Annotated in this window: 3 protein-coding genes and 2 rRNA genes; all 5 read right to left on the reverse strand. The window is 32.1% G+C overall.

Translation table 11 applies throughout. The features are described 5' to 3' along the window. Positions 1-25: 25 nt before the first annotated feature. The gene (locus tag E0F91_RS11305; protein WP_132066644.1) at positions 26-1,648 is read right to left on the reverse strand and encodes an amidase; all 1,623 of its coding nucleotides are present in this window, start codon (positions 1,646-1,648) and stop codon (positions 26-28) included. Positions 1,649-1,855: 207 nt separating this feature from the next. Further along, the gene (locus tag E0F91_RS11310) at positions 1,856-2,293 is read right to left on the reverse strand and encodes a hypothetical protein (protein ID WP_207919045.1); all 438 of its coding nucleotides are present in this window, start codon (positions 2,291-2,293) and stop codon (positions 1,856-1,858) included. 254 nt (positions 2,294-2,547) lie between these two features. Further along, positions 2,548-5,544 carry a histidine kinase gene (locus E0F91_RS11315; RefSeq protein ID WP_132066646.1) on the reverse strand — a complete coding sequence of 999 codons (2,997 nt, stop codon included), beginning with the start codon at positions 5,542-5,544 and terminating at the stop codon, positions 2,548-2,550. A 307-nt stretch (positions 5,545-5,851) separates the two neighbouring features. Then, positions 5,852-5,961 (reverse strand): 5S ribosomal RNA (rrf, locus tag E0F91_RS11320). A 146-nt stretch (positions 5,962-6,107) separates the two neighbouring features. Then, positions 6,108-6,382 (reverse strand): 23S ribosomal RNA (locus tag E0F91_RS11325); the annotation flags it as partial.

Consider the following 6,382-nt stretch of genomic DNA (forward strand, 5'->3'; position numbering starts at 1 on the left):
TTTACCCTTTTAAAATATTTTTTTTTTATAAAAAGGAAGGCTTAAAGTTAGGTTTTAAACGCTTTTTAGACGCTTGTTCATAAGCAAATCCTAATCCTATTAATTCACCTTCTGTATATGGTGTTCCAAAGAATGACAACCCTACAGGCAAATCATAAGCCTGTCCACAAGGAACTGTAATATGCGGAAAACCACTTGTCGCAGCAGGAGAAGTCAATGAATAACTGCCCCAACGATCACCGTAAATCATATCAATACTGCAGGACGGTCCCATAGTTATTCCACAAATAGCATCTAATTTATTTGCTTTAAAAACAGCATTTAAAACACCTTTACTTCCTTCAAAACTTGCAGTCAGGGCTTCTGTATATTTTTTATCATCCAAGTCATTTTTTGCATTAGAACTCTCCAATGTTTCTTGTTTAAAATACGGCATTGCTTTATCTTCATTAGCAGTATTAAAATCGATAACTTCTTTTAAATTTTTCACTTTTGCATTTGCTGTAGCCAAGTAACTATTCAAACCGTCTTTAAATTCATATTGCAAAACTTCAAATTCGGCTTGACCTGCAGTATTAATTTTATCTAAGTAGTCAACTTCAACAATAGTCGCACCTTGCTTTTTCAATAGGTTTATGGCATCAGCTAAAAGTGCGTTAATATATTTATTATTTCCCTGTGGTTTTTTCTCAATCCCAATACGTTTGCCTTTCAAAGCATTTACATCTAAAAACTTGGTATAATCCGTATGTGATTTTCCTTTACTTTCAAGAGTTACCGAATCGTTTTCATCGATTGCAGTTATTGCAGCAAGTAAAATAGCCGCATCTGTTACTGTTCTCGCCATTGGACCAGCCGTATCTTGCGTTATTGAAATTGGAATAATTCCAGATCGACTTACTAAACCAACAGTTGGCTTAATGCCAACAATTCCATTAACCGAAGCGGGACAAACAATAGAGCCATCCGTTTCTGTCCCTATCGCTACCACGCAAAGATTAGCTGACACTGCAGCACCTGAACCCGCACTAGAACCGCAAGGATTATGATCTAAAATATATGGATTTTTAGTTTGACCCCCTCTGCTGCTCCATCCAGAACATGATTGTGTACTACGAAAATTAGCCCACTCACTTAAATTTGTTTTTCCAATGATAATTGCTCCTGACTCTCTGAGTTTTTTAACTACAAAAGCATCTTTTGACGCAATATTACCAACCATGGCAAGAGACCCTGCTGTCGTTTGCATTTTATCAGCAGTGTCTATATTGTCTTTTATTAAAACTGGAATACCATGTAAAGGACCTCTACTCTTACCAGCTTTTAGTTCTTTATCCATTGCAACAGCAATAGCAATTGCGTCAGGATTAACTTCGATGACTGAATTTAGTTGAGCACCTTTTTTATCTAAAGCTTCAATCCGGTCTAAATACAATTGCACTAATTGTTCCGAAGTGTATTTTCCAGAAGATAATTTCTCTACCAGACTAGCAATAGTTTCTTCTTCCAGTTCAAAGTTTGTATCAATTACGTTAGCGGGTGCCACCTCTTGGTCTTTTTTAGTGCTTGATGTGCAACCTGTAATTAAAAGTGTGGTAAGACCTGCAGACGCTAAAGTTGCAGTGGTTAAAAAAGATCTTCTTTTCATAAATAATGTAATTTGTTTAGGTAAAATAGCTTCCCACTAAAGTACTTTATATAAATGAATTTCTCTACTACAGTGCTAAATTATTATCAAGTCGCTAAAAAATAATAAACAAAGAGGATTTATCTAGAAGTATACTGTAAGGTAACAGGTAAGTTGAAACACGCATTTACATAAATCTTACTAATAAATCATCGAAAAAGTAAACCTTTAAAACCATTTTACAATCCGTTCAATGCCATCATCCGCTTTTTTTAATTTTGTTAAGGCTAATTTCAAGTTTATACCGTAAGTAACAATATTGTCATTGTTACGCAACCAATCTTCCATTTTTTTCTTTCCTTTAGCTTTATTAATTGAGGTAAGAGTGACAGCCACATTTTCAACACAATTGACGACTAAGGCAATTTGTTCATCAGTTAAGATAGATTTATATCTCGTGTGAATTTCTTCTGATGATCGAATGTGCTCGTATTCGTAAGCATCCCCGCCTATAAGTTCCTTTCCAGTGTAAGCATCATAATAATGTGCCTGCGTCAGTCCCTTGGACTTTCCACTTACTAAAGCTGTAACATGCATCGCTGCTTTTACTCGATTAAAAACTCGGTCAATTTCTACTCTGCAATACGGTCGATTTTGGTCTAACATAGATTTTAAATTTAGATGGCTACTATTCATAAATTGACAAAGTTGAAGTCAAATATCAAAATAGTATGTATCTTATTTTTTACTGTTTTTATTGATTAGCCAAACCTATAAATAATAGCAAAAGATTCCTTACGGAATTAAGTAAAGGGGCTATTTAATTTTAAAAAAAAATCTTTAAAAACTATCGATTAAGTACATCAATAAAAAAAGCCCTTACCACAGGATAAGAGCTTTCAAAATTTATATTTAAACTACTAAAACAATAATCTGATGGTAACGGTTGTTCCGTCATTTTCAGTCATTTCAATTTTGATGGGATCAACATTAGCTGGCTGTAATAAAAGGATTCGCTCTCGAGCCAATGCAATTCCTCTTGAAACATGAAATTTTGATTGTTTACGAGTATTTAATCCTTTTCCATTATCAATTATTTTACATTCTAAAATTTTACTTTCAAGTATTTCAAAAGAAATTTTCAATTTTGGAAATGGGTGTGATTCATCAAAAGCATGAACAAAAACATTTTCTACAAAAGGTTGAAGCAACATTGGATAAACTTCTAAGGTTGCCTCATCAATCAACGGATCAATATAAATTTCACTACTAATACGACCTTTAAATCGCATGTTTTCTATAAAAATATAACTTTTTAAATATTCAACTTCGTCCTTAATTGTGATGGTTTGTTTTGGTGAGTTTTTTAAAGTTTTTCGCATCAATCCTGCGAATTCACTTATATATAACGAGGAATTCCTCTCGTCATTTGAACCAACATACGCTTGAATAGAATTTAAAGTATTATAAATGAAATGCGGATTCATTTGGTTAGATAGTGCTTCAAATTTAGCTTCAGCTACTTGTTTTTCTTTACAAGCTTTATCTTTAGCAATATTTCTTTTTCTGTTAATGATATAAAATACCACACTGGAAATAAATAAAATAATTAAAGAAATGAACCACCAAGTAAACCAAAAGGGAGGTTCCACGCAAATATCCACTAATTTAAAAATAGTAGATTTTCCAGCATTCGAATCAAAAACTTCTACTTCAACTAGATAATCGCCATAAGGCAAATAAGGAAAAAACAAGTTGGCTTTGTCGCTGTATGGACTCCATCGGTTATTAGACTTCAAACGATAGCGGAATTTCAATTTCTCTGGAAAAGGATACCCTTTTGGAATAAAATCAATAGAAAAAGAGTTTTGTTGATAATCCCGAACTAATTTATTAGAAGTATACTTGAACCATTTGTAATTAAATTTATCAATAGGAATGTTATTGACCGCTATCTTACTAATAGCTATACCTAATACGGTAATTTGCTCCTTTAAAAGTTTATCTAAATCCACGGTGTAAAAGCCTTTTTCAGTCCCTAACCATAATTGATTTTTAAAAATTTGAGAAGTGGTAAAATTACAATCTTTTAATCCTTGCTCTTGATCAATCAATCGGAAGACACCATTCTGGTATATGTTCATTCCTTTTTCAGTTCCTATTAAAATACAATCTTTGTAAGCTTCCAGGAAAAGAATAGTTTTACCAACGAGTTTGTTTTTATTAATCGTTTTTAAAACTTTAAAAGTTTTACTGTCCTCCACTATAAAAACATTTCCAAATTCAGCGGCTAAAATAAGTTGACCTTTGTCATTAATGGTAATGTGTTTGAACTTTTTTTCTTTCCAAATTTCATCAGCTAAATAGGACTGAAATTGATTATTGTGATAAACATACAAACCATTAAAAACGGACAGAAGATACGTTTTGTCCTTGTTACTCAATATTTGCACAATATATTGCGGCGTATCTTTTTCAAATTTTGAATAATGTTTACTTTTAAGTTTATAAATATCATCATATACTCGAACACCTGCATAAGTAATCGTCTCAATAAATTTATCATTTGAAGAAAATCCAAATTTTAGACTATGTTTAGGGACGTAATTGATGATTTTTCCTAAAGAATTAATCTCAAATATTCCAATATTACTGCCAATCCAGAATGAATTTTTATGTTTAACCATTTCATAAAATACAATTCCGTCTGCTTTAATATTAAAATTCAGTTCAAAATCTCTCGATTTAACTCCTTGTTTGTTTATACTATTATTTCCTTTGTTTAAATAGGCTTGTTCAACATTTTTAAACTCTGAAAGTGAAATTGTTTTTAAAATTTCCTTGTTAGAATCTAAAATTGTTACCCCCTTATTGTGTAAAAGAAATTTCCTTTTATCAAAATTTTCAAAATCGATAACTGAACTTCCATCAAATGGAGAATAATCAATTATTTTATCCAATCGAACTTTATAGATACCTTTATCATTAGAACCGACATATAAGATGTCCTTTGTTTTGTCATAAACAACATTGAGTAAAACTTTTGAATCAATTCCGTACTGGTTCGACACATCAATCATTTTATCATCTTCAATGCGAAAGAGTCCTCCATTGGGATTATAAACTCCCCAGGCTGCCGCAAAAATGGAATTTCTTTTATCTTTAGCAAACTGCCATACGGTTGACTTTCCAAATTTAGAAGAGGTAAATTTCCTATTTTTAATATCTAAAATATCAAATTTATCAATAAAGCCATCATTTGCACTATATAAACTCGAACTAAAAAGAGCTAAACAGTACGTGTTTTTATGTAAAATAATGGGCATTATTTTGGGAATTTCTCCTGATTCATCAATTTTATATAAACCATCAAAAATGGAAGTAAAATATACTTCACCATCATCTTCAAAAAATGAAATACAAATAAAATCTTCTTTATGTGTAGGCATTTTTGGTGTTACAACTTTATTGGTATTAATATCAATGATAGAAACCCCTTGTTCTGTACCAACGTACATTTTATTTTTGTACGGAAATACTTTTCTGGTTTTATTGGCTAATAGACCATCTTTAGTAGTGAAAATAGTGAATTTTTTTCCGTTAAATTTACTGACTCCACCACCATAACTGGCAAACCACATATTTCCATTGGTATCTTGAGAGATATCCCAACAACTATTGTGTCCTAAACCATCTAACTCGTCCATGTTAAAAAACGAACCATTTTCCATCCTGGAAACTCCATTTTCAGTTCCAATCCATAAAACATTTTCTGAATCTAAAAATAATGATCTAACAGCATTATTTGGTAAACCATCTTTGGTAGAATAATTACGAGAAGGTAAATATTGACCAAAGATTAAAAAAGGGACCAAAAAGAAACAAAAGTATATAATTGTTTTTTTTAGCTTTTGCATGTAAAAATCCTTTTAATAAAAAATAAATTACAAACAAGCACTGATCGAGGTGAAATAAAAACGATTATGAAATCATTAAGTAATTCATTTTGAGTAACACATATTTTTTTAAAAAAATCATATGATATCTGAATTACATTAACTGTAGTACTCTTTATTAAAAAATTAGATTCCATTAAGATATTATGTATTTAAAAGCGAAAATAGCATTTACTAATGTTGATTCCTACAATAATTCATAATAAATCTAAAACTAAAAGCCTTTAAAAACAAAAAACCCTTCATCTCTAGATGAAGGGTTTTTAAAGAAAGGCGACGACATACTCTCCCACATAACTGCAGTACCATCTGCGCAGGCGGGCTTAACTACTCTGTTCGGGATGGGAAGAGGTGAGCCCCGCCGCAATAACCACCTTAAGAGGTTATAATTGCTTTGGGCAATTACTGTAATGTTGTTTATTATTTGATAAACATCAATTACATAATATCTTAACATACTGAGATAAAGAAAAATTTTGTTTTATTAGAAAGTTTCTTCATGCCGATTGCTCGGCAGGAAAAGCGTACATAAGCTTACGGGTTATTAGTACTACTCGACTATGACATTACTGCCTTTACATCTATAGCCTATCAACGTGGTCATCTCCCACGACCCTTAAAAGAAATCTCATCTTGTGGTGGGTTTCGCGCTTATATGCTTTCAGCGCTTATCCCTTCCAAACGTAGCTACTCTGCGATGCCACTGGCGTGACAACAGATACACTAGAGGTTTGTCCAATTCGGTCCTCTCGTACTAGAATCAGATCCACTCAAATTTCTTGCGCCCACAGTAGATAGA

It is taken from the genome of Flavobacterium sandaracinum (assembly GCF_004349135.1).
In the GTDB taxonomy this organism is placed as follows: Bacteria; Bacteroidota; Bacteroidia; order Flavobacteriales; family Flavobacteriaceae; genus Flavobacterium; species Flavobacterium sandaracinum.

Excerpts from the sequence above, each read along its gene's own strand:
- E0F91_RS11305 (WP_132066644.1), bottom strand. The coding sequence starts at position 1,648 with ATGAAAAGAAGATCTTTTTTAACCACTGCAACTTTAGCGTCTGCAGGT.
- E0F91_RS11310 (WP_207919045.1), bottom strand. The coding sequence starts at position 2,293 with ATGTTAGACCAAAATCGACCGTATTGCAGAGTAGAAATTGACCGAGTT.
- E0F91_RS11315 (WP_132066646.1), bottom strand. The coding sequence starts at position 5,544 with ATGCAAAAGCTAAAAAAAACAATTATATACTTTTGTTTCTTTTTGGTC.